The sequence below is a fragment of the Actinoplanes sp. NPDC049548 genome (assembly GCF_040676695.1).
GTDB lineage: Bacteria > Actinomycetota > Actinomycetes > Mycobacteriales > Micromonosporaceae > Actinoplanes.
Genome location: NZ_JBFAPM010000013.1, coordinates 158,604 through 180,945, shown reverse-complemented (window position 1 = coordinate 180,945; position 22,342 = coordinate 158,604). Strand labels below are relative to the sequence as shown.

At 73.2% G+C, this 22,342-nt stretch carries 17 protein-coding genes; 9 read left to right on the top strand and 8 right to left on the bottom strand.

All coding sequences use genetic code 11. The annotated features are described in order from the left end of the window. Nucleotides 1-54 precede the first annotated feature (54 nt). From AB0J80_RS25090 to AB0J80_RS25070, 5 genes are all read left to right on the top strand, one after another. Nucleotides 55-246 (top strand): hypothetical protein, encoded by a 192-nt coding sequence (locus tag AB0J80_RS25090; RefSeq protein WP_364709268.1) that lies wholly within the window; start codon nt 55-57, stop codon nt 244-246. Continuing rightward, a complete protein-coding gene (locus tag AB0J80_RS25085; protein WP_364709265.1) occupies nt 243-959 on the top strand; it encodes an ABC transporter ATP-binding protein in 717 nt (238 codons plus the stop codon). The genes AB0J80_RS25090 and AB0J80_RS25085 overlap by 4 nt, the downstream gene beginning before the upstream one ends. After that, entirely contained in the window at nt 956-3,445 is a 2,490-nt protein-coding gene (locus AB0J80_RS25080; protein ID WP_364709262.1) for an FtsX-like permease family protein, read from the top strand. Before AB0J80_RS25085 ends, AB0J80_RS25080 begins: the two co-directional genes overlap by 4 nt. A 47-nt stretch (nt 3,446-3,492) precedes the next feature. Continuing rightward, nucleotides 3,493-4,887 carry a serine/threonine-protein kinase gene (locus AB0J80_RS25075; RefSeq protein WP_364709259.1) on the top strand — a complete coding sequence of 465 codons (1,395 nt, stop codon included), beginning with the start codon at nt 3,493-3,495 and terminating at the stop codon, nt 4,885-4,887. A 227-nt stretch (nt 4,888-5,114) separates the two neighbouring features. Continuing rightward, complete coding sequence (locus tag AB0J80_RS25070) at nt 5,115-5,861, top strand: ATP-binding protein (RefSeq protein ID WP_364709256.1); 747 nt, start codon at nt 5,115-5,117, stop codon at nt 5,859-5,861. Between the two features lie 22 nt (nt 5,862-5,883). Here the strand turns inward: AB0J80_RS25070 and AB0J80_RS25065 are convergent, their stop codons facing one another. Further along, a complete protein-coding gene (locus AB0J80_RS25065) occupies nt 5,884-6,657 on the bottom strand; it encodes a response regulator transcription factor (protein WP_364709254.1) in 774 nt (257 codons plus the stop codon). 369 nt (nt 6,658-7,026) lie between these two features. On the opposite strand from AB0J80_RS25065, the gene AB0J80_RS25060 reads away from it, so the two are divergent. Both AB0J80_RS25060 and AB0J80_RS25055 read left to right on the top strand, forming a co-directional pair. Further along, the gene (locus AB0J80_RS25060) at nt 7,027-7,323 is read left to right on the top strand and encodes a helix-turn-helix transcriptional regulator (protein ID WP_364709251.1); all 297 of its coding nucleotides are present in this window, start codon (nt 7,027-7,029) and stop codon (nt 7,321-7,323) included. 137 nt (nt 7,324-7,460) lie between these two features. Further along, the gene (locus AB0J80_RS25055; RefSeq protein WP_364709248.1) at nt 7,461-8,105 is read left to right on the top strand and encodes a lamin tail domain-containing protein; all 645 of its coding nucleotides are present in this window, start codon (nt 7,461-7,463) and stop codon (nt 8,103-8,105) included. Nucleotides 8,106-8,170: 65 nt separating this feature from the next. On the opposite strand, the gene AB0J80_RS25050 is transcribed toward AB0J80_RS25055, so the two are convergent. Further along, complete coding sequence (locus tag AB0J80_RS25050) at nt 8,171-12,037, bottom strand: S8 family peptidase (protein ID WP_364709245.1); 3,867 nt, start codon at nt 12,035-12,037, stop codon at nt 8,171-8,173. A gap of 226 nt (nt 12,038-12,263) precedes the next feature. Between AB0J80_RS25050 and AB0J80_RS25045 the strand changes: the two genes are divergently transcribed. Beyond that, nucleotides 12,264-13,244, top strand: coding sequence for a hypothetical protein (locus AB0J80_RS25045; RefSeq protein WP_364709244.1), 981 nt, complete (start codon nt 12,264-12,266; stop codon nt 13,242-13,244). Here the strand turns inward: AB0J80_RS25045 and AB0J80_RS25040 are convergent. Next, nucleotides 13,229-14,263, bottom strand: a complete 1,035-nt coding sequence (locus AB0J80_RS25040; RefSeq protein WP_364709241.1) for a LuxR C-terminal-related transcriptional regulator — start codon at nt 14,261-14,263, stop codon at nt 13,229-13,231. The genes AB0J80_RS25045 and AB0J80_RS25040 overlap by 16 nt on opposite strands. A 235-nt stretch (nt 14,264-14,498) precedes the next feature. On the opposite strand from AB0J80_RS25040, the gene AB0J80_RS25035 reads away from it, so the two are divergent. Beyond that, a complete protein-coding gene (locus AB0J80_RS25035; protein ID WP_364709239.1) occupies nt 14,499-15,671 on the top strand; it encodes a methyl-accepting chemotaxis protein in 1,173 nt (390 codons plus the stop codon). Here AB0J80_RS25035 and AB0J80_RS25030 read toward each other — a convergent pair. Genes AB0J80_RS25030 through AB0J80_RS25010 form a run of 5 tightly spaced genes read right to left on the bottom strand, consistent with a single transcriptional unit; the run spans nt 15,668 to nt 22,311 of the window. Then, nucleotides 15,668-16,216 carry a hypothetical protein gene (locus AB0J80_RS25030; protein WP_364709237.1) on the bottom strand — a complete coding sequence of 183 codons (549 nt, stop codon included), beginning with the start codon at nt 16,214-16,216 and terminating at the stop codon, nt 15,668-15,670. The genes AB0J80_RS25035 and AB0J80_RS25030 overlap by 4 nt on opposite strands. After that, the gene (locus tag AB0J80_RS25025) at nt 16,213-18,309 is read right to left on the bottom strand and encodes a galactose oxidase early set domain-containing protein (protein WP_364709235.1); all 2,097 of its coding nucleotides are present in this window, start codon (nt 18,307-18,309) and stop codon (nt 16,213-16,215) included. The genes AB0J80_RS25030 and AB0J80_RS25025 overlap by 4 nt, the downstream gene beginning before the upstream one ends. Then, nucleotides 18,306-19,469, bottom strand: coding sequence for a glycosyltransferase family 2 protein (locus AB0J80_RS25020; RefSeq protein WP_364709233.1), 1,164 nt, complete (start codon nt 19,467-19,469; stop codon nt 18,306-18,308). Before AB0J80_RS25020 ends, AB0J80_RS25025 begins: the two co-directional genes overlap by 4 nt. Next, complete coding sequence (locus tag AB0J80_RS25015) at nt 19,466-21,049, bottom strand: phospholipid carrier-dependent glycosyltransferase (RefSeq protein ID WP_364709230.1); 1,584 nt, start codon at nt 21,047-21,049, stop codon at nt 19,466-19,468. The genes AB0J80_RS25020 and AB0J80_RS25015 overlap by 4 nt, the downstream gene beginning before the upstream one ends. Further along, a complete protein-coding gene (locus tag AB0J80_RS25010; RefSeq protein ID WP_364709228.1) occupies nt 21,046-22,311 on the bottom strand; it encodes a glycosyltransferase in 1,266 nt (421 codons plus the stop codon). Before AB0J80_RS25010 ends, AB0J80_RS25015 begins: the two co-directional genes overlap by 4 nt. Between the last annotated feature and the right edge of the window lie 31 nt (nt 22,312-22,342).

Genomic DNA, 22,342 nt, shown 5'->3' with positions numbered 1-22,342 from the left:
CGGTGGCGCGCTGGCGGGATCGATCGGGCACGCCGGAATTCCTAGCGTCGAAACATGACCGAGAACAAGGAACGGACCACCGTCACCCGTCCGCTGCTGTGGCTGGTGCTGGTGCTGAGCGCGGCGGCCAACGCCGTGGCGTCGAGCACCGGCGCCAACGTCTTCATCGGGGCCGGCTTCGGCGTGGTCACCCTCGCCTGCGCCGTCGCCCTCGTCGCCCACCACTACCGGCGCAGGGCCCGGTGAGCGCCGTCGTCCTCGAGCACGTCACGCGCGCCTATCCCGGCGGCGTCCGGGCCCTCGACGACGTGTCGCTGACCGTCGCCACGGGTTCGTTCGTCGCCGTCATGGGGCCGTCGGGCTCGGGCAAGAGCACCCTCATGCACTGCGCCGCGGGGCTCGACGCGCCCACGTCGGGGCGCGTCGTGGTCGGCGGCGCCGAGATCGGCGCGCTGAGCGAGAACCGGCGCACGGTGCTGCGCCGGGAACGGGTCGGGTTCGTGTTCCAGGCGTACAACCTCGTGCCGGCGCTGACCGTCGAGGAGAACGTGACGCTGCCGCTGCGGCTGGCCGGTGCCGCCACCGACCGGATGTGGCTGGAGACCTTGCTGGAACGGGTCGGGCTGGCGGGCCTGCGGAACCGCCGTCCCGCCGAGCTGTCCGGCGGCCAGCAACAGCGGGCCGCGATCGCCCGGGCGCTGGTCACCCGCCCGGCCGTGGTCTTCGGCGACGAGCCCACCGGCGCGCTGGACCTGCGCACCGCCCGCGAGGTCCTCGCGCTGCTGCGCGACATCGTCGACGGGTTCGGCCAGACGGTCGTCATGGTCACCCACGACCCGGGCGCCGCCGCCCACGCCGACCGGGCGCTGGTCATGGCCGACGGCCGGATCGTCGGCATCCTCGACAAACCCACCGCCGGCGACCTCGCCGAGCGGCTCACCCGCCTGGAGCTGCCATGATGCTGCGGCTCGCCCTGCGCACGGCCCGCCACCGCATCGCCGCCCTCATCGCGGTCGCCTGCGCGACCCTGGGCGGCGCCGCATTCGTCACCGGCATCGGCGTGCTGGCCGAGTCCGGGCTGCGCTCGCACGCCCCGGCGGGCCGGCTCGGCGCCGCCGACGTGGTGGTCGCCGCCCCGCAGCGCCTCGACGCCGGCGGCGACCTCGCGGTCGACCTGCCGGAACGCGCCCGGATCCCGGCCGCCGTGGTGGCCCGCATCGCCGAGGTCCCGGGCGTCACGGCCGCGGTCGGCGACCTGAGCTTCCCGGCCGCGCTCGTCACCACGACGGGGCAGGTGGTCCCGGGTCAGGATCCGCGGACGGCCGGGCACGGCTGGTCGTCGGCCACGCTGCTGGACCCGGCCCGGATCACCGGCGCCGCGCCCACCGGCCCGCGTGACGTCGCCCTCGACTCCGAGCTCGCCGCTTCGGCCGGTGTGCGGCCCGGCGACCGGGTGACGGTCGTGGCGGCGGGGCAGCGGGCCACGTACCGGGTGACGGCGGTGCTCTCCGGGGCGTACGGCGGCATCTACGTCGCCGATGCGACCGCAGCCCGGCTGACCGGCCGGGGCGGGGCCGTGGACCTGGTCGCCGTCCGGTCCGACGGTCACGCCACGGAACGGATCCGTGATCTCGTACGCCCTCAGCACCTGGCCGTCACCACCGGCGCCGCCCGCGGCGACGTGGCAGCACCCGAGGTCCGCGCCGCGCGCGCTCTGCTGCCCGTCCTCGCCGGCTCGATGGCCGGAGTGACACTTCTGGTGGTCGGCTTCATGGTGGCCGGCGCCCTGGCCGTCTCCCTCGCGGCACAACGGCGCGACCTCGCCCTGCTGCGGGCGGTCGGCGCGACGCCGCGCCAGGTACGCCGGCTCGCCGTGGCCCAGGCCGTCGCGGTCACCGCCGTCACGCTGCCGCCCGGGATCGCCCTCGGCTACCTGCTCGCCGAGCAGCTCCGGCAGCTGCTGGTCCGCGTCGGGATGCTGCCCGGGGTGCTCCCGCTGACGATCAGTCCGCTGCCCGGGCTCGCCGCCGTCCTCCTCCTGCTCGGTGCTGTCGCCGCCGCGGCCTGGTGCGTGGCGTGGCGGATCTCCCGGATGCCCGCCACCGAGGCGGTCGCCGAGTCGCGGGTCGAGCCGCGCCACCCGTCGCGGACGCGCGCGTTCGCCGGCCTGCTCCTGCTGGCCGCGGCGACCGTGCTCGCCGCCGGTCCCCTGCTGGCGCGCACCGAGATCGGCGCAGCGTCCACCGCGATCGCCGGGATCCTGGCCACCATCGGGGTCGCCCTGGCCGGGCCGCTCGCGGTGCAGCGGAGCACGGCCTGGCTGCGGCGCCGGCTGCCCGGGGACCTGCGCGCACCGGCGTGGCTCGCGGTCTCCAACACCCACGGGTACGCCCTGCGCACCGCCGGAGCCGTCACCACGCTCGCGATGGCGGTGGTCTTCACCCTCACGTACGGGCTCACCCAGACGACCGTGCTCCGCTCCACCGCCGACGACCTGCGCGCGGGCACCGTCGCCGACGTGGAGGTGTCCGCGCCCGGCCTCGGCGGGATCCCCGTGGACGCGGCCCCGGCGGTGGCAGCGGTGCCCGGCGTACGGGCCGCCGTGCCGGTCACGTCGACCACTGTCGTATGGCCGTACCGGATCATGGGTGAGCCGCAGACCGAGGCCGCGCCCGCGCTGGCCGTGCCGGCGTCCGCGGCGCAGGTGCTGGACCCGGACGTGCGCTCCGGGCGCCTGGCGGACCTGCGGGGCGCCACGGTCGCGGTCGACGCCGAGGCCGCCCGCGCCCGCAAGGTGAAGGTCGGGTCCGCGGTGGAACTGTTCCTCGGCGACGGCATCCGGGTCACCGCCCGCGTGGTGGCCGTCTACTCGCGGGGGCTCGGGTTCGGGCCACTCCTGCTCTCGCAGGACCTGGCCGCCGGGCACACCACGACCGGGCTCGCCGACCGCCTCCTGGTCCGCACCGACGGGACGCCCGCGGCCCGTGACCGCCTCGCCGCGGTCGTGCCCGGGCTCGACGTGCGCGACCCGCGGGCCACCGTGCCGGTGCCGGCCCAGCTGTGGATCAACGTGGCGGTGCTGGCGGTGCTGCTCGGCTACCTGCTGCTCGGCATCGCGAACAAGCTGGTCGCGGCGACGGCACAGCGGCGTACCGAGCTCGCCGCCCTGCGGTGGATCGGCGCGACCCCGGCACAGCTGCGCGCGATGATGCGGGTCGAGGCGGGGCTGGTGGGCGTCGCGGCGCTGGTGACGGGGGTGGTGCTCGCGGCCGTACCGCTGGCGCTGCTGGGGGTCGGCTTCCTGCACCGGCCCTGGCCGGCCGGGCCGCTGTGGCTCGCCCCGGCCGTGCTGACGGTGGTGGCGGCGCTCGCGTTCCTGACCGTGGAGATCCCCACCCGGCGGGCGCTTCGCGTCGCCCCGGCCCAGGCGCTGGTGCGGGAATGAGCCTGTCCGCGGGTAGGGTGCCCGGCGGAATGGGGAGGGAAGTCGACATGGCCGTGCCACTGCGCCCCGGCGACCCGCGCCGGCTCGGCGGCTACGAGCTGCTGGCGCGGCTGGGCGAGGGCGGCATGGGCACGGTCTTCCTCGGCCGCTCCCCCGGCGGACGCCGCGTCGCTCTCAAGGTGGTCCGCCCCGAGTACGCCGACGACCCCGAGTACCGGGCCCGTTTCCGCAGCGAGGTCACCCGCGCCCGGCAGGTCCCGCCGTTCGCCACCGCCGAGGTCCTCGACGCCGACCCCGCCCACGACCCGCCCTACCTCGTGGTCGAGTACGTCGACGGCCCCAGCCTCGCCGCGGTCGTCGACGGGCAGGGCCCGCTGACCGGCGCCGCCCTGCACACGGTCGCGGTCGGCACCGCCACCGCCCTGGCCGCCATCCACCGCGCCGGGGTCGTCCATCGCGACCTCAAGCCGGACAACGTCCTGCTCCCCCGCGGCGGCGTCAAGGTCATCGACTTCGGCGTCGCGCGGCCGGTCGAGGCCATCGGCCACCACACCGCCACGGACCAGCTGGTCGGCACGGTCGCCTACATGGCCCCGGAGCGCTTCGACGCCCACCCGGAGGCCGGTTTCGCGGCGGACGTCTTCGCGTGGGGTGCGCTGGTGGCGTACGCGGCGACCGGGCGTACGCCGTTCCACGCCGCCGGCCCGCCCGCGACGGCTCGGTGCATCCTGATGGAACCGCCCGAGCTCGACGGTGTACCGCAGCCGCTGCGCGACATCGTCGCCCGCTGCCTCGCGAAGGATCCCGCCGCCCGGCCGGCCGCCGGGGACCTCCTCGACGAGCTGGTCGCCCCGCGCCCCGGTCCGCCGGTCCACGCTCGGCCGGCGTCGCGGCATCGTGCTCGCGGAGTCGCGATCGGGAGCGGCGCCCTCGCGCTGGTCGTGGCGGCAGTGCTCGCCGTCAGAGCCTCGACCGGCGGCGACGCCGCGGCCCCGGACGTCCTCTCGGGCGGCCGGCGCGTGGTCATCCACCTCGTGGAGTCCGGTGAGGACCTGTGGATCCACCCGAACGGCGGCGAGGCGGAGACGACGGCCGCCGCCGGCGGCATCGCCGGCGAGTCGCAGTTCGCGCTCGTGCCGTCCGGTGGGGGCCACGAGATCAGGTGGCTGTCCGAGGAATACCCGGGCCAGTGCCTGGGCGTGCACATCAGCCCCGGCGTCAGTGCGGTGCTGGTGACCTCGCCCTGTCGCCCGGCCGCGGCGACGGTCTTCTCCATCCGTCCCGCCGGAAGAAAGGACGGTGCCGGGCGCCCGGCGTACATCCTGTCGAACGAGGCCTACGGAACGGTGGGGCGGTCCGCAGAGGACGGGCGTGTGACGCTCACGAAATCCGGCGGGACTTCCTTCAGCTTTGTCGATCGTGGGCCGGTCCGAATCTCGTAACACAGAACACAAAAGTGTCAACCATGACATCAAATGTCCTCTCTGTCACTTCACCGCAACAGGTGGGAAAGTGGGATGAGATGCGGCGGGCTGCCCGGCACGAAAGGGAGGGGCGCATTCCGGCGGCGACGCTGCAGGAAGGTGACGGTGTCACCTGCGATCCGAAAGGCCGGGCCATGACAATGCATCCGCCCCACCTGGTCACAGATTCGGCGAATGAATCATCCGTGGTGATCACCAGCGACGGCGATCGCGAATCGATGGAACTGGCGGTTCACGGCCGCTGGAGCCCGCTGCTCGCCACCGAGCTGCGTTACGGCATTCACAAGTGCCTGGCCGAATATCCGGTCGCCCTTCTGATCGACCTGCGCGACTTCGGCGACCCGCGGGGGCACAGCGCGCCGATGTGGCTGGCCGCCTATCACGCGGGGACGATTCCTCAGCCGCCCGTGCGCCTGGCGTTGTGCGTACCACCGGGGACCGTGCTCGCCACCCGGCTGCGCAAGACCGGAGCGTCGCATTTCCTGTCCGTGTACGCGAGCATGCCCGAGGCGCGCGCCGCGATGGCCGGCAGCCTGCCCGTGCCGGACCGGCTGCAGCTCATCCTGCCGCCCGAGCCCGAGTCGGCCGGCCGCGCCAGCGCCCTCGTCGACCAGGCCTGCACGGCCTGGCGCCTGACGCCGCTGGCGCACCAGGCCCGGACCATCGTCTCCGAGCTCGTCGGCAACGCCGTCGAGCACGCCGCCACCACCGTCCGGGTCACGGTGTCGCGGCGTGGCAGCGGCATGTACCTGGCCGTCCACGACGACGACCCGCGCCTGCCCGGACTGCCGGAGCCCGGACAGGACCGGCCCGGGGCGCCGGGCCGCGGGATGGGCCTGCGCATCGTGCACGCCGCGGCCGCCGCCTGGGGAGTCCGCGCCGGGAGCACCGGCAAGGTCGTGTGGGCCACCGTCGGCGGCCGCCCGGGGTGAACGATCCCACGGGATCCCGGCGTCACGTCCCGGCCGTCGGCGGTGGGGCATCCGGCGCGTCCATCGACTGCAGGAAGCGTGCGGCCTTGGCCTTGTTGACGGCGTCGAGCCGCGAGACCGCGCCGAGCTTGGTGTAGACGTTCGTCAGGTGGCGCTTCACCGTGCCCTCGGCGATCCGCAACCGCGCGGCGATCTGGGCGTTGCTCAGCGCCAGGGCGGCCAGCTCGAGCACCTGGAGCTGCCTTCGGCTCAGCGGGTTGTCGGCCGGCACGGCCAGACGCCCGGCGTTGCGATGGGAGACCACGAGCACGCTGTTGGCCTCGTGGCAGACCGTCCGGATGACGCCGAGCAGCTCCTGGCGGCCGGCCGACCGGACCAGCACGGCATGGGCCCCCGCCGCCAGAACCTCCTGCAGCAGGCGCAGGTCGTCGTCCATCGCCAGCACGACGACCCGCGTGCCCGGCGAGATCCGCCGGATGTGCCGCACCGTGGCGCAGGCCGGGTGGTCGGGCATCTTGACGTCGAGCAGGACCACCCGGGGCCGGCGGGCGGCCACCGACTGGACGGCGGTCACGCTGTTGCCCGCCTGGCCCACCACGCGGAAGTCCGGCTCGGCGGCGACGAGCTCGACCAGGCCCTCGCGGAGCAGAGGCTGGTCGCCGGCCACCAGGATGTCGATGATCGCGGTGCCCGGGACGTCGACCGGGCGGGCGGACCGCGGCCGCGGGGACCGCCGGACCACCCCCCGGTTGCGGCCCGGCCCCGGCAGGACGAACGGGACGTCGAGCTTGTGCATGACACCTCGCACATTCCGGTTGCGGCGGCCGTCGCAGAGGGACCGCCGCCGGTGGACGGCCGGCCGGGCCACCTTCCGCTCCCGCGCGCCGCGCCGCTATTCCGGCGCGTGCCTGACTTCGTCGATTCTGCCGACATCCGAGGGTGATTGTCCACGCGGCCGGACGCGTTTGCCGTCTTTTCACAAGTTCAAATTCGCGGCGAATCACGGCCCTACCACCAAAGGTGTAGTCCGGCGCACTCCGTTGGTATCTGTGCCCGTACGCCACGCCCTGCTCGTCGCGGCGCCACCCTTGCGCGCCTGCCGCCGTCGGGGTGTTGACTGCCCCACGGCCCATGTCCTGCGCACCAGGCTCCGAGGAGGACTTCCGTGACCGAACTCGCCGAACCGCCGGCCGGGCAACTGATCAGGCGCTACCGGATGCGCCGCGGCATGACCCAGGCAGCCCTGGCCGAAGCGCTGGCGAAAGCCTCCGGCAACGGCTCCGTGAGCCGCGACCAGGTCAGCCGCTGGGAGGGGGGCGGCCGGGTCCCGGGCCCCTACTGGCGGCGGTGGCTGAGCGCGGTGCTCGGTGTGCCGCGCCCGGAGCTGGACCGCGCGGCCGTACGCGCGCGGGCGGCGCGCCTGCTGGCCGGAGCCGGCACCCGAAACGGTGTTTCCCATTGACTTTTATCAATGGGGAGCGTGGCCAGAAAACGGACTCTTTCTCACCGCACCGGGCGCGACCAGGATCGGATTCCGGAACACCGGGACCCGCACCACCGGCGGGTTCTCGCCAGTCGTTTCCGATCCAAGGAGGAACCGTGTCCCACACCACCCGGCGTCTCGCCGCTCTCGGCACGCTCACCCTGGCCGCGGGTGCCACCGCCGCCCTGATCATGGCGCCCGCGAACGCCGCGCCGCTGGTGCCCCCGGCACCCGCGTCCAACCTGGTGATCAGCCAGGTCTCCACCCAGGGGCCGGGCGGCGCGACCGACGAGTTCGTCGAGATCCACAACCTCGGCGAGAACTCGATGGACATCTCGAACTACAGCGTCTGGTCCTGCACCAACTCCGGCACGCAGGTCCTGCTCGGCGTGCTCCCGTCCGGCACCGTCCTGAGCGGCACCGAGGACCAGCAGCCGGAGGTCGGCCAGTTCTACCTGCTCGCGGGACAGGACTACTCGCGCATCACGCCGCCGGACCAGACCTACAGCGGCAACATCGCGCGGACCGGCGGCGTGTTGCTGCGCGGCGCTCCGCAGGCGGGCAACCCGACGGGTGCCAGGATCGACTCGGTGGGCTTCTCCTCCGCCAACCCGTGCACGGAGACGGCGGCAGCACCCGCGCAGAGCACCACGTTCATGGACCAGGCCGCGCTGCGCGTGTCCGACCAGGACACCAACAACAACGCGTTCGACTTCCGCAGGATCTCGCCCGCCATGCCGCGCAACAGCAGCTCGTCCTGAGCATCCGGGACCGGGCAACGGGTACGGCCCGGTGGGAAACCCCACCGGGCCGTACCGGCCTGTCGTCAGCGGGCCGGCTGCACCAGGTCATAGGCACCGCGCACCGTCTGCTGCAGACGATTGCCGGCGCTGTCCCACGCCTCCGCCTTCAGCCACATGCCGCCCTGCGCGGCCGCGGCGGGATTGCGTACGGTGATCCCGTAACGGCCCGCAGCGATCTGCCGCACCGAGGCCGGGCGCCAGGTCTTCCCCTGATCGGCAGAGGACCACAGCCAGAGACCGGCCAGTGCTGCGCCGTTCTCCGCTCCCTGCGGTTCCCGGGCCAGCACCTCGAAGGCGAGGTCCTGCCCGGCGGGAGCATGGTTCGCCTGATCGAGGCCCAGCCGGTAGGTCAGCTGGATCAGCGGCTGATGCGCGCAGCCGCCGGTGAGGCCGTTGGGGCACGGCACGGACGGCGACTGCGGCGCAGCGGAACGGAACGACCACGCCGACGTGGTGTGCTGCACCGGCCGGACCGAGGTGCTGACCGGCGTCGGCCCGTCGACCTCGAGCCGGTAGGTCGCCGCTTGCGCCGGCAGCCGGAACGTGGGCATCGGCAGGCCGTTGGTCTGCTCCTCGGCCGGCACCTCCGCACCGTCCCGGAAGAGCCGGACCTGGCTGCGATAGTCCGGCCACGACTGCACGGCATGCGAGTCGGACGAGTCCATCAGGTGCCAGGCCGGGATGAGCACGGCGCCGTCCGGACCGCCCCGGCAGAGGCCGCAGCCGTCACTCCCGCCGGCGGGTTCCGCCTCCAGGATCGGGCCTTCGTACCAGCGCTCCTCAGGCAGCGACCGGGTGCCGGCGGCGAACACGTCACGGCTGATCAGCGAGGTCGTCCGCGACGGCGAGCCGGCCGGCTGCTCGTTCTGGGTGGTCCAGCGGGTCCACGTCACGGCCCCGTTCGCCGGGCCTACATATTCGATACGCACCGCCGGCGCCGGGAACTGGACGCGTTCGCGGACGGCACTGACGCTGCGGGTACCGAAGGCGTACCAGTTCTTCTCGTAGGTCATCGCGGTGTCGGCGTGGTAGCGCGTCGGGATCGTCACCAGCCCGGAGGGCGTCGCAAGGTCGCTGCGCCCGGCCGGGACTCCGTCGGCGGGATAGAAGAGGTTGTAGTTGCTGTCCGGCGAGCCGTCGCCGGTCAGGGTGAGCCGCACCGGGCCGCTCGCCAGCCACGCCCGCAACCCGGCGCCCTCCTGCTGACCGAGGAACAGCTGCGGCACCGGCGTCGCCGCCGGCCGGCTCAGCGGCACCGCCCCGGCACGATCGACGAAGACGAGGACCCCGGCGGCGCCGGCCTCGGCGACCGCCCGGGTGGCCGCGGTGGCAGCCTGCGCGGCGGCCGCCGGATCCGAGCCGTCGACGGCCACCAGGGCGAACCGGCCGTGCAGGTCGAGGCCGGCGAGATCCTCCGCCCGGCCCTGCCCGGCCCAGAGCAGATCGGCCTGGCGGGTACCGGCCCAGCGGGCGGGGGTGTGGTAGACGTCGTACCGGGCGTGCAGATCCACGCCGGTGGCGGCGGTGTCGGCCCGTACCCGCAGCCCGGCGGCGGCCAGCGTGCGCTTGTCGTACGTGTCGAGGGCACCATGCCGCGCCGCGGGCTGGGGAGTGACGAAGATGCCCAGATCGGGGTCGGTCCGCACGGCGGCCAGCAGACTCGTCTGCGCACCGGCGGAGGTGCGCACCACCTCGACGGAACGCGCCAGCTCGTCGGTGGCCTCACCGGTGGTCACCGTGTGCTTCTGCCCCTTGCGGGCGTCCAGCGTGATCTCGGTGTCACCGGTGACGGAGACCTCCGGCGACACCAGGAGGTCCGTACGCCGTCCGGTCAGCTCGCCGGCGGACAGCGATGCCAGGGCCTGGAACACGCCACCCTTGCGGACCGGTACGACCGCGGTCCCGTCCTCCACGGCCACGACCGTCGTCGGGGCGGAGAAGGGATCGTTCGAGGCGGCCGGATCGAGGGTGGCGTCGACCAGGTAAGCGCTGGCGTACGGCACCGGCCTGCCCTGGTAGTCGGTCATCGTCACGGTCACTTGCGAGGTCTCCGGGCGCACGTAGACGCTGACCGCGGTCCGCAGCGAGACGTGCTCCCCGGTGGCCGTGACGGCACCGCCGTACGCGCCTCCGGCGGCGGCCGGGTCGATGGTGAGCGTGACGGTGGCCCGGCCACCCGCCGGCACGGTGAGCTCGCTCGCCGAAAGCCGGCCGAGGTCCGGCGCCGCGGTGCCGTTCCAAGCGGTGAGGGCCACCCCGAGCTGCAGGGTCAGCGGCACGGCGCCGTCGTTGACGTAGCTGACGGGGTAGGTGTCGTCCGTGCCGGGGGCTCCGCCGTCGGCCTGCAGGGAGCCGGTGGCGGAGGTGTCCTGCCGCACGGCCCGGGCGACGTCCACCCGGCCCGCGCCGACCGCCGTCCAGCTGCCGTCGATCGGGGCGGCGCTGCTGATCAGGGCGTCCTTGAGCCGGTCCGCGTGCCACGCCGGGCGGCGCTGGGCGAGGATCGCGGCGGCACCGGCCACGTGCGGGGTGGCCATCGACGTGCCGGAGAGCGCCGTGTACGAGTCGTCGACGGGAGAGCCGAGCTCGGTACCGGCCGCGCGGGCGGCGACGATGCTCACGCCGGGCGCCACGATCTCCGGCTTGATGAGGCCGTCCCCCAGTCGCGGGCCGCGGCTGGAGAAGGTGGCCGGCTGGTCGTCGCGGTCCACGGCGCCGACGGTCAGCGCGGCACGGGCCGCACCGGGTGCGTTGACGCTCACCGAAGCTCCGTCGTTGCCCGCGGCCACCACGAACAGGGCACCGGTCTGCTCGCTCAGCTCGTCGACCGCCGCGCTCAACGGGTCGGTACCGTCCGTCGGATCACCGCCCAGGCTCATGTTGATCACCCGGGCGCCGCTCGCGGCCGCCCACTGCATGCCCGCGATGACCGAGGAGTCCATCCCGGACCCGTCGTCGTCGAGCACCTTGCCGATCATGAGCTGCGCGCCGGGGGCCACGCCGCGGTACCGGCCGTCGGAGGCAGCGCCGCTGCCCGCGATGATCGAGGCGACGTGGGTGCCGTGCCCGTGACCGTCCGCGGTGGATCCGGAGTCGGTGAAGTCGGCCGAGGCGGCGATCCTGCCCTGCAGGTCGGGGTGGCCGGCGTCGGCCCCGGTGTCGAGGATCGCGACCTTGACGCCCCGGCCGTCGTATCCGGCCGCCCAGGCCTCCGGGGCGCCGATCTGTGCGGCGCTGTGGTCGAGCGTGGCGGTCACCCGGGCGTCGAGCCACACCTTGCCGACGCCCTGGCGCAGCGCGGCCCGGTCGCCGGGTGCGGCGCCGGGGCGGATCGCCGTCCAGAATCCGGAGCCCTTGCGCTCGACGCGCAACGCGGAGCCGCGCACGGCCGGCAGGTCGCGGGTCCGGCGGCTGGCCGGAAGGGCAGCGAGTTTCCGGGTACGCGGGTGCGTCACGATGACCGGCAGCGTGGCCGACCGGCTGTCGTCGAGCCCCTGCCGGGTGAGCCCGCGCACGTTGAACAGCTCCCGGTCCAGCACGCCGGCGCCGAGCAGCGGTTCGGCGTCCGACGGGACGATGTAGAGCGCCGGGCCGCCGGCCGCCGAGCGGCGCACCGTCGTGGCGAAGGTGATACCGGTCCGGTCGGGTCCGGGCTGGACGGTGACCTGGGCGCGCCCCTCCGGCAGGTCGTGGTAGCGGACCCGGTCGCCGGTGAGCAGGGTGACGGTGTGGTCGGCGGCCACCGGCGTCGATGCCGGTCGGCCGGGGGCCGGCGGCTGAGCCTGCGCGCCGGTCGGCGCGAGGACCGCGCCGGCGCCGAGGACCACGGCGGCGGCCGTGGCCCGGATGCGCCCGCGGCGGGCAGCGCCGGAGCTGTGGCTGGGGCTCATGGAACCGTCCTTTCGTCCGGATGGCGAAAGCAGCAGCACCGCGCCATGTCGTGCACGGCGCGGTGCTGGTGGGCCGCTAGGGCGGTGCAGATGAACCAGCCGCTAACAACTTATGAAAAGGATGACGTCCGGTGAGGCATGGCGGAACGGTTCCGCCCTGGCGCGAACTCGCCGCTGACGGCACAGCGCCAGCCGGACGGGGGGTTCCCCCGCCACCATGAGTCAGGTGTTCTCCGTAGCCGGGCTGGGACCCGAGGACGAAGCCGTCTACGAGGCCTTGATGGACGGTCCCGCCACCGTGCCCGAGCTCGCCCGCAGCACCCGCCTGGCCGAGGAGCTGGTCCGGGTCGCGCTGGACCACCTCGAGGAGGCGGGACTCGTCGGCCGCGGCGCCGGCCACCCCGAGCGGCACACCGCTGCGGCGCCGGACGTGGCCCTCGAGGCGCTGTTGCTGCGCCAGGAGGCCCGGCTGCAGCGGGCCCGCCTGCACGCGCACCAGCTGGCCGCCCGGCACCGCCGCGCCCACGCCGGCGACGACCCCGCGTCGCTGGTGGAGGTGGTCACCGGGCGGATGGCCGTGCTGGAACGCTTCGAGCAGATCCAGCGCGGGGCCCGCCACGAGATCCGGGCCATCGACAAGCCGCCGTACGCGGTGCCGTCGGCCAACCGCAACCCGGTGGAGCCCGAGATGCTTGCCCGGGGCGTGAAGTACCGGATCATCTATGACCCGCAGGGGCTGACGGACTTCCACGACCTGCGGGCCGACCTGGAGCAGAACGCCGCCCGCGGCGAGGTGGCCCGGGTCCTGGCCGCACCGACGAAGCTGATCCTCGCCGACGACCGGTTGGGCCTGCTGCCGCTGCAGGCGGCACCCGCCTCCATCGAGAGCATCATCGTCGTGCACCCGTCCGCCCTGCTGGAGGCGCTCGGCGCGCTCTTCGAGTCACTGTGGGCCCGGGCCCTGCCCCTCGGCCTGCAGGCCGGGCAGACCGCCGTGGACGCCGGTCCCACCCGGGATGACCGGCGCCTGCTGAGCCTGCTGACCACGGGCATGCCCGACGTCGTCATCGCCCGGCAGCTGGGGCTCAGCTACCGCACGTTCCAGCGGCGGCTGCGGGAGCTGCTCGTCCGGCTGGACGCCGAGACCCGGTTCCAGGCCGGCGTACGCGCCGCGCACCTGGGCTGGATCCCCTACGACGGCCCCTGATCCTGCACCAGGGCCGGGGGAAGGTAGAGGCCCCGGTCGGCGGCGCGCATCACGGCGGCGGCGGTGCTGCGGGTGCCCAGCTTGCTCCGGACCTGGTCCAGGATCGCGTGCACGCTGAGCACGCTCACCCTCAGCCGGGCGGCGATCTGCGCCGTGGGCCAGCCGGCCACCAGCAGGCCGAGGACGGTCATCTCCCGCCGGTCGAGCTGGTGCAGGTCATCCGGCGGCCGCAGCACCACGACGGCGCTCACGTGGTGCGGGGGCTGGTCGGGGCAGGCCAGCATGGTCGCCCGCAGGTAGCGGGCCGGCTCCTGACGCGACTGCGGCACGTGGAAGGTGGCCTGGCTGTCGCCGTCGGTGTAGCACGCGGCGACCTCGGCCAGCACCGGGGAACCCCGCGTCAGCAGCCGGTGTCCCGGCAACCCGGGGACGGGCGCGAGGGTGTCGTCCTGGGTCAGCACCACGCCCGCGAGCGCGTCGCCGACCAGCCCGGCCAGGGCACTGACGGTCCGCATCGGATCCAGGGCGTGCGCGATCAGCGGCGCCAGGCCGGCGAGCAGCTCGCGGGTGGCGTCGCTGACCGGGGTCCGGCTGTACGTGTGAGTGGCCAGCACGCCGAGGTAGCGCCCGTCGGCGGTGTGCAGCGGAACGCCGATCCCCTCGCCGAACCCGGCCGGGGCCATGTAGTCGGCCCAGCCGGGAATCTCCGCGGCGGGCTGCGGCAGGTCCATGACACGCAGCGGGAGCCGGTAGCGATGCAGTCCGAGCTGTTCGACGCTGCCCAGGAAGTCCGGGGTGGCCAGGTGCTCGACCACCGGCCCCGGGTACCCGAAGCTGACCAGAGGGGGCTGACGACGCCGGTCGGGACGCAGCAGCGTGACGCAGGCGGCGTCGATGGCCATGACGGGGCGCAGGGCTCGGAGCACGGCCTCGGCGCGCTCGGCGAGGCCGGTGGCGCGCAAGGCGATCGTGGAGATCTCGGCCGCCAGCGGCGTAGCGGGCGAGGCCCGGTCACGCATGCGAACCTCCGACGGAGGCCTGCCCGCTTGCGGCGGATCCGGACATCATTGCAGGAAGCGTACTCGAGGAGCCGGGATGCGGATGTGCCGCTCCGCATGACCGGCTCCCGCAGAAGTATGCCAAAGTGCTCGAGACCGATAAAGAGGGACGTTCCAGATCAACGATGAACATCTCGTTGCCATCTTGTAGCGCCTTCGGGCTCAACTTCGGCCCGTTGCGGCCGACGGATCTTGCGTGGAGCGCTTCAACCCGTTCCGGATGTTCCCGAGCATCCGGGCCCTCATGATCTTTTTGGCGATCGCGCTGAGCGCCAACGCCTCGTTCTTCCTCACCCTCGGAGCGGCCCTGCTCTACGAGGGACCGGCGCCGTCCGGGTTCGTGACGCGGATGGCCCTGCTCGGGGTGGGCAACGTCGTATTCTGCTTCCTGGTCGTCCTGTGGGCGGCCCGGGCGATCACGCTGCCGTTCCAGCAGATCCGCTCCTTCATGGCGCGCCTGGTCGAGGGCGACCTGCGCGGCAGCATCCAGGTCGCCGGCCGCGACGAGGTGGCGCAGACCGCCCGGTCGCTGAACGAGCTGACCGAGCTGCTCGGCGAGTCCATCGGCGCGCTGCGGACCAACGCCGCCGAGCTCGTCGAGTCGGCCGACCGCCTCGGCACGGTCAGCACCGACCTCGACGGTGACGCCGCCCAGGCCTCCGGCCGCGCCTCGGCCATGGCCGAGTCCGCCGCCCGGGCCACCGCCAGCGTCGCGTCCATCGCCGCCGGCGCCGAGCAGGTCGAGGCCAGCATCGCCGAGATCGCCCGCAGCTCGGCCACGGCCGCCGAGGTCGCCGCGCAGGGCGTGCGGACGGCCACCGAGGCCAACCAGACGGTGGCCCGGCTCGGCGCCAGCACCGCGGCCATCCAGGACGTGGTCCGCGCGATCACCGCGATCGCCCAGCAGACCAACCTGCTGGCGCTCAACGCCACGATCGAGGCGGCCCGGGCCGGCGAGCAGGGCAAGGGATTCGCCATCGTCGCCGGCGAGGTCAAGGACCTGGCTCTGCAGACCGCTACGGCCACCGAGGACATCAGCGCCCGGATCGCCGCCATCGGCACCGACAGCGCCGCCGCGGCCGAGGCGATCAGCGAGATCGGCGAGTTCATCGGCCGGGTCAGCGAGCTGCAGAGCACCATCGCCGGCGCGGTCGAGGAACAGAGCGCCACGTCCCGGGAGATCGGGGCGGGGGTGCGGGGCACCGCCGGCCACTGCGACGCGATCGTGGCCGACGTCAGCGACGTCACGGAGGCGGCAGGCAGCACCGCGACCGGCGCGTCCCAGACCCGCCAGATGGCCGGCACGCTGCGCGAGACGGCACGCAGCCTCAGCGCCATCGTCGACCGGTTCTCCGTCTCCGGCTCCTAGGAGTTGCAGGCGATCCGGTCGCCGTCGGGGTCGAGCCTCTGCCGGTCCCTGCCGACGACCGCGACGTCCTTGAAGCCGTGCTCCGCCAGCCAGGCGCACTTGTCCGTCGTACCCGGCGGGAACACCAGCGGGATGCACTGGTTGCGGTCGCCGTACGCGTGATCGCAGCCGTCGGCGAACGCCGGCATGCTGAGCTTCGCCTTCGGTGAGGGTTTCCGGGGCAACGGCTTGACTCCGGGCTGCCGGGCGAAGTCCTGGACGAAGGGTGCCGCTCCCCCGTCCCGCGGCGCCTCCGGCGTGCCGGCCCCGGCCGCCCCGGTGGCGGCCGGGGCGGCCGGGGACATCGAGGTCCCCGCGGGGGCGGACGGTGCGAGCGGCGGGGCGTTCAGCGGCCAGGTGCTGTCGCTGGGCCGCGGCGCCCCCGCCACCATCGTGCGAGGCGCCGCGGAGTCCGGGCCGGCCAGCGCGGCGACCGCCAGGCCGCCGACGACGACCAGCACGCCGAGCCCGCCCAGGACGCCGAGGATCAGCTTGAGGCGGCTCATCCGACGTGCACCCACTGAGCCACCGACGGCACGCCGTTGGCGCCGGTCACGAAGAGCATGTACCAGCCGGGCGGGGCCAGGTTGGGATTGCTCGTCAGGTTGAGGCCGACGGTGGTGCCGGACACCGACATCGGCAGGTCGACGTACCGCTGGTTGGGGTCGCTGGAGTGGGTGACGGCCTCCGGCCGGATCAGCGCGGCGCGGGTGATGGGCCCGTCCACGGTGATCTGGTTGGTGCTGCCGTACGCCCACTGCCTGGTCGCGACCGTGAGGATCTGCGGCCGGCCGCCCTTGAACAGGTACGGCGGCGAGTACACCGAGATCCGCATGTCGAACGAGCCGTCGCCGGGGTTGTTCCCGACCGCCATGACCCGCCCGTCGGGCAGCAGGAACGCCGACGAGTGGTAGGTACGCGGCACCGGGTCGGTGGCCATGCCCGCGGTGAACTTGTTGGTCACCGGGTCGAACATGGACGCCTCGTACACCGGGTCGGCGCGGTTGTGCAGGCCGCCGCCGGTCTCGAAGACCTTGCCGTCCGGCAGGAGCACCGCGGACACGTACATCTTGCCCTGGGTGGCGGTCTGCGGGACCCCGCCGGTGAGCTTGCCGGTCGGCAGCAGCGGGCCCGGCTGGTAGACCGGGTTGGCCTGCTTGAGGTCGATGAGGTCGGTGAGCCGGCTGGCGTCGGGGTTGCTGTCGATGTTGCCGCCGCCGAGGGTCAGCACCCGCTGGTCCTGGGCCGGGGGCAGCAGCACGCTCATCGACTGGTCGCGCTCGTCCTTGCGCTGCAGCCCGATGACCGGGGTGATCGCACCGGTGCCGTAGTGGTAGATGGAGGCGCCGCTTCCGGGCAGGCCGTTGCCGAAGACGTGGCTGCCGGAGTAGAAGAGCCGGCCGTCCTGCATGAGGATCATCGACGGGTACAGGCCCCAGAAGCTCCAGGTCTGGTTCGCCTCGCCGATGCCCAGCCACCGCTGCTGCGCGGCGTTGAAGTACTGGGTGGCGACGGTGCCGGAGGAGTCCTCGCCGAGCCCGCCCAGCGCGATGACGTCACCGTTGCCCATCACCGTCGCCGACGGGTACCAGCTGCCGGCCGACATGTCGTTGACCTTCTGGTACGCGTTCGTGTCCGGGTCGAAGATGTACGAGTCCTTCAGGCCCTTGTACCCGTGACTGCCGTCGGCGGCCGGGTAGTCCTTGTTGCCGCCCATGATGAGCACCCGGCCGTCGGAGAGCTGGACGTGCCCGGCGCAGAACAGGTCGGCCGGCGTCGCCACGTTCGTGAACGTGCCGGTGGACGGGCGGTAGACCGCCGTCTTGAAGGTGCCCGAGGCGAAGGCGTCCGGGTCGTTGCCGGAGCCGGCCACCAGCAGGACGTCACCGTTCTTGAGCACCACCGCATGGATGCCGCGGACCGGGGAGTCGAACGGCATGACCTGCCACGCCCCGGCGGTGCACGCCGCGCCGGCGCTGCAGGAGGTGCCGGGGGCGGCCTGGGTGGCGTCGGTCAGCGCGTAGTCGTCGGTCTGCAGGGTGCCGACGCCGTAGATGGTGACGCCCCAGACGATCTGGTCGGTGTTCGGCGGGACCGCGGGCGTACGGACGGTCTTCTGCGTCCACGCGCTCGTGACGGGCAGCGTCGCCAGGTCGGTCCAGTACACCCAGCCCTGGGCGACATCGTGGCGGAACACGGTCATGACGGTGTTCGCGGTGGTCGTCTTGTACCAGACCGAGGCGTCGTACTGGTGTCCCGGCGTCACGTTCGGGGCGCAGGACGGGTTCTCCAGCATCATGGCCTTGCGGTCACCGCTGCTGATGGCGCTGACCGTGATCTTCATGGCGTTGCGTCCGCTGTGCGGCGCGGTGTGCGTCACCTCGAAGGTGTGCGCGCTGTCGCCCCAGCCGGACTTCTCCCAGCACACCGGGAAGCTGGTCGCGTCGACACTCTCGAGGCCGCCGTTGCTCAGCAGGTTGGCGGCCGCCGACGAGCGCCCGGGCACCAGCAGCGCGAGCACCAGGGCGAGAACCAGCACCTGCGCGATGCGTACCCGGTCCTTGCGGCTGAACAGCGGCAACGGTCTGGTCCGGCTCATGCCTTCGCCTCCGCGAGGTAGATGACCCTGTCGAGGATGAGAAAGCGCACGACGAACGAGGCGACGAGCGTGACGAGGTTGGCGATCAGGACGCCGACGTGCAGGCCGTCGACGAGCAGCGCCAGCAACGGGATCCGCAGCAGCAGGTCGGCGTTGCCCATGACGAAGAACCGCGCGAGCCGGCCGGCCAGACTGCGGTGCCGGCGGTTGCGGTAGAGCAGGGTGTCGGTGAGCGCGAAGTTCCAGCCGACGGCGATCATGTTGGCCGCTATCGCCGCCGGCACGTAGTGCACGCCGATGACGTGCGCGAGCAGCCAGAGCGCGAGCTGGTTCGGGATGAGGCCGGAGACGCCGATGAGCCCGAAGGCCAGCATCCGGGTCCGCTGCGCCCCGAACCGCAGGATGGCCAGGTGCTTGAGGAAGCGGACACCCTCGGCGACCGTCGACTTCGACTCCCCGGCGTGGCGCTGCTGGAACGTGTACGGCACCTCGACGATGCGCCCCGGCCGGTTGCGCACGACCAGCTCGAGCAGCACCTTGAAGCCCAGCGGTCGCAGCTCGTCCACCTCGAGGGAGCTGGTACGGACCGCGAACAGGCCGCTCATCGGGTCGCTGACGCGCAGCAGCGAGTTGCGGAAGACGAGCTTGGTGAGCAGCGTGGAGCCGCCGGAGACGAACCGCCGGTAGCCGTCGGCGAGCCCGTCGGTGCGGCCGCCGCCGGCGTACCGGGTGCCGACGACGAGGTCCGCCCCGTCGCGCATGCCGGCCGCGATGAGGTCTGGCACGATCTCCGGCGGGTGCTGCAGGTCGGCGTCCATCACCACGACCCACGCGCCGCGCGCCAGCCGCATGCCCTCGACGACCGCGCCGCCGAGCCCGCCGGTGCCGTGCTCGCGGTGGTGCACGGTGATCGGGATCGGGCAGGTCGCCGCGGCGGCGCGGATGACCTCCGGGGTGTCGTCGGTGCTGTCGTCGACGAAGACCAGCTCCGTCTCGTCCGCCGGGAGCACCGCGACGAGGCGCTCCAGCAGGGCGGCGATGTTCTCGCGCTCGTTGAACGTCGGGATCACCACGGTCTGCCGCAGCGTGGCCGGCACCTGGAGCTCACCGAGCTCACCGGCCAGCATGAGCCGGGCGGGACGGGTCATCTCGAGGGTCATGGCTTCTCCTTGTCGACCCGGCGGATCTCGATCGGCCCCGACGCGGGCCCGAACGAGGCGACCACCGTGGAGTTGGTGAGCAGCTTGGCGACTGTCGGCAGGGTGCTGGTGTCCTGGCGCAGAGCCGGGCTGGAGACGATGTAGTCCACGTCGCGCCACCCGGCGGGCAGCCGGGCCGCCACCGCCGTGTCCAGATCGAGCTTGTAGAACCAGATGACGTGCTCCGGTTCGTAGCCGGCGTTCACCGCGTCGAGCCACAGCACGTCGTCCAGAACGATGGTGGTGCGGGCGTGATCCGGCAGCTCGTCGCGCAGATAGGTCGCCGCGGACTGGTATGGAGCGTTGTCGTCGGTGACCAGTGCCCGCCGGTCGCCGACGTACCAGCGCGGCAGGACGACGGCGAGGGCGACGACGACTGCGGCACCGAGGACGGCGAACCGCCACCAGTGCTCGCGCGGCCGCAGCTTGAGCACGCCCGTCTCGACGACACCCGCGATGACGATGGCGAAGAACGGCAGGATCTGCACGACGTACATGGCGGGCAGGTAGCCGCCGGGCCGCAGCGCGACCACGGCCAGGATCAGGGCGGCGAGCGCCGGCGAGCGCAGCCGCCGCACGAAGAGGGCCACGGCGGTGGCCGCCAGACCGGCGAGCAGGATGACCGCGTCGTAGTACAACCAGGAGCCGATCAGCGCCCCCGAGCCGGAGCTGGAGTCGAAGGCACTGCCGGATCCCGAGCGGTTCAGCAGCTGGAACTGCCACGCGCCGATCAGCGAGACGTGTCCCTCGCCGGGGAACAGCTCGCCGCGCAGCATCGCGTACAGCGGGTAGAAGACGCCGACCAGGACCAGGCCGCTGGTGAAGGCGCCGAACGCCCAGGGCCGGGTGGAGGACCGGGCGGCGTTCTGCCACATCGCGACCAGCACGGCGGGCATCGTGATGACCATGGTCTCCTTGGACAGTACGGAGACCGCGGCGGCCGCTCCGGCGGCGGCGTAGTGCCACAGGTGCTTGCGCGGCGACAGCGCCAGGGCCAGCGCCCCGAGCATCCACGTCACGGCGAAGCTGTCGAGGTAGATCTGCCGGTTCATGGTCAGCGACAGCGGGGACAGTCCGAACGCGAGCAGCGCCAGCGCGGAGGCCCACCGGGTGAAGCCGAGCCGCCGGCAGATGACGTACACCAGCAGCAGGGCCGCGGCCTCGATCGGCAGCATCGCGAGCCGGCCGCCCGCCACAGCCAGCAGCTTCGGGGCGAGCAGGGCGGGGATCCACGAGAGTCCGGCGAGCTGCACCCAGGCGAGCGGCGGGTGGTCGTACCAGTAGGTGTAGTGCGCGAGGCCCCGCCCGTGCTGGACCGCCCACGCCTGCGCGAGGTAGGTCCCTTCGTCGTCGGAGGCCATCGGGAAGCCGGTGATGTTCCACGCCAGCAGGACCAGGACCACTGCCGCGAGGCCACCCGCGAGATACCGGTCCGTCCGCGTCGCACGCTGCGGCGTGAAGGCGGCCCGCTTCGACGGTACGGGCGCAGGCGCCTCCGCCGGTGCCGGTGTCCTGGGCTTCAGGAGGTCGATAGTGGTCACGCCGCGACCTCGCTCTTCGCCGGGGTGGTCTGGAGGTGGGCGCCGACGTGGGCGGTCAGCTCCCAGTTGCGCTTGCCGGTGTACTCGCGCCAGACCGCGCGCAGCGCCGCGACGGACAGGACCAGCGCGTAGGGGAAAGCGCCGAGGATGAGGCGGGCGTAGTGGTGCCACCGGATGCGCAGGCCGTACTGCTTGCCGAAGTCGCGCAGCCCGACCGTCTGGAAGACGAGGTTGGCCGCCATCGGCACGACCGGCACGAAGGTGAGCAGCGCGACGAAGACCGGCAGCTGCGCCCAGACCGCGATCGCGATGCCGACCGGGATCACCACGGCGGAGAAGGCCTGCAGGAACGGGCCGGTGAGGGTGTAGCGGGCGAGCATCCGCTGGCCGAAGCCGGGCAGCTTGCGCCACTCCCCCTTGCGGTAGACCTGCAGGAAGCCCTGGTTCCACCGGGTCCGCTGCTTGAGCAGGGCGGTCACGGAGTGCGGCGTCTCCTCCCGGGTCACCACGGAGGAGTCGTACGCGACCACGACCTTCTTGCCGCGGCTGCTGAGCCGCACGCCCAGGTCGCAGTCCTCGGCGAGGCATGTGCCGTCCCACCCGTTCGCCTCACGCAGCACCTCGGTGCGGACGAAGACGGTGTTGCCGCCCAGCGGGATGAACCCCTTGCCGGCGTGCAGGTGCAGCCGGCTGCGGAACCAGAAGAAGTACTCGAGGCAGTTGTGCAGGCTGTACCAGCTGGAGTGGAAGTTGATCAGCTGGACGCCGCCCTGGACCACGTCGGCGCCGGTGGCCCGGAACGCGTGGTCGACGTGCTCGAGCAGCAGCGGGTCGACCTGGTCCTCGGCGTCGAAGACCCCGACGACGTCGCCTCGGCAGTACGGCAGGGCCGCGTTGAGGGCGCGTGGCTTGTTCTTCTGCTCACTGTGGTCGGTCACCACCAGGATGCGGCCGGGCGCGCTCGCGGCGACCCGGTGCGCGACCTCGGCGGTCTCGGGGTCGTCGTGCCCGACGATCACGATGATCTCGAAGCCACTGTGGGTGGACTCGAGCAGGCGGGCGACCGTGTGCTCGAGCACAGCCTGCTCGTGGCGTGCCGGCACAAGCAGCGAGAACGTCAGCTCGTGTTCGCCGTCGGGTGCGGCGAAGCGGGTGGACGCCAGCGTTTCCGGCGTGCGCCAGGCGTGCATCGTCCACCAGAGAGTGACCGCGGCGAAGGCCGCGAGCACCAGGGAGACCAGGATCATGACGGCGGCGGCCAAGGACGTTGCCTTTCGCGATATGGCGGGTCCC